Genomic DNA, 1,160 nt, shown 5'->3' on the forward strand with positions numbered 1-1,160 from the left:
TTTTTTATGTTACTCAGCCAGGCTCTCGACACCATTCAGCGATTTACACCTGAAGAGTTTGCCTCTCTTTCTGACCTGCTTTCTCCAGACTTAATCGATGAATGTCTGATGGATACCGGCGTTGTAACTCTACGTAAGCGCCGTCTCTCTATGGAAATGATGGTCTGGGCTGTCGTCGGAATGACACTTTACCGCTCACTGTCAATGAATCAGCTTGTCTCTCACCTCGATATTCTCCTGCCGGGGAAACGCCCTTTTGTCGTGCCAAGCGCTGTGGTTCAGGCTCGCCAGCGACTCGGGGGAGACGCCGTCAGGCTGATGTTCAACAAAACGACCCAGCTCTGGTTTGATAAAACTCCGCTGTCTCACTGGAACGGCCTGTCGTTGCTTGCTATTGACGGGACGCTGTGGCGGACGCCAGATACGCCGGAAAACAGTGCTGCTTTTGGCCGCACCGCAAATGGCCACGGCAGTTCTGATTATCCTCAGTTGCGCATGGTCTGCCAGATGGAAGTCACCAGCCACCTGCTGAGCGGAGTGGCCTTCGCCAGCGTGTCAGAAACGAGTGAAATCGACCTGGCTACCCAACTGATTGAGCAGACCCCCGATCATTCGCTAACCCTTATGGATAAGGGTTTTTATGCCCTTGGATTATTGCATCGTTGGAATACAGCGGGGACAGAGAGACACTGGATGATCCCGTTGAAGAAAGGCCTGCGGTACCAGGTTGTGAGAAAGCTCGGGAAAAATGACGACCTGATCGAACTGAACTTATCCCCGCAGGCCAAACGGAAGTGGGCCGATGCGCCAGAGGTCATGCGGGCAAGGCGGGTCAGTAAAGAGGTGAACGGTAAAACGGTTCAGGTGCTGACATCAATGACCGATCCACTGAGATATCCCAAAGCGGATATTGCGGAGCTGTATGGGCACAGGTGGGAAATAGAACACGGCTTCAGGGAAATGAAACAACATCTGCTGAAAAATGAACTGACGGTAAGGAGTAAGAAACCGGAGCTGGTGCGGCAGGAGCTGTGGGGCGTGGTCCTGGCCTATAACCTGTTGCGGTTCATGATGGCGCAGATGGCCTACAGCCTGAAAGGGGTCGAGCCGTATCAGATAGGGTTCAAACAGGCGACGCTTTACCTGACAAGTCAGCTAAA

Annotated in this window: 1 protein-coding gene; it reads left to right on the top strand. The window is 53.0% G+C overall.

The window, feature by feature from the left end; translation table 11 throughout:
• Positions 1–6 precede the first annotated feature (6 nt).
• Positions 7–1,160, top strand: a 1,154-nt coding sequence (locus AC2A1E_RS24110; protein WP_484385861.1) for an IS4 family transposase, incomplete at its 3' end; no start/stop codon positions are given.

It is taken from the genome of Serratia sp. HNCC26DJ206, assembly GCF_057180605.1.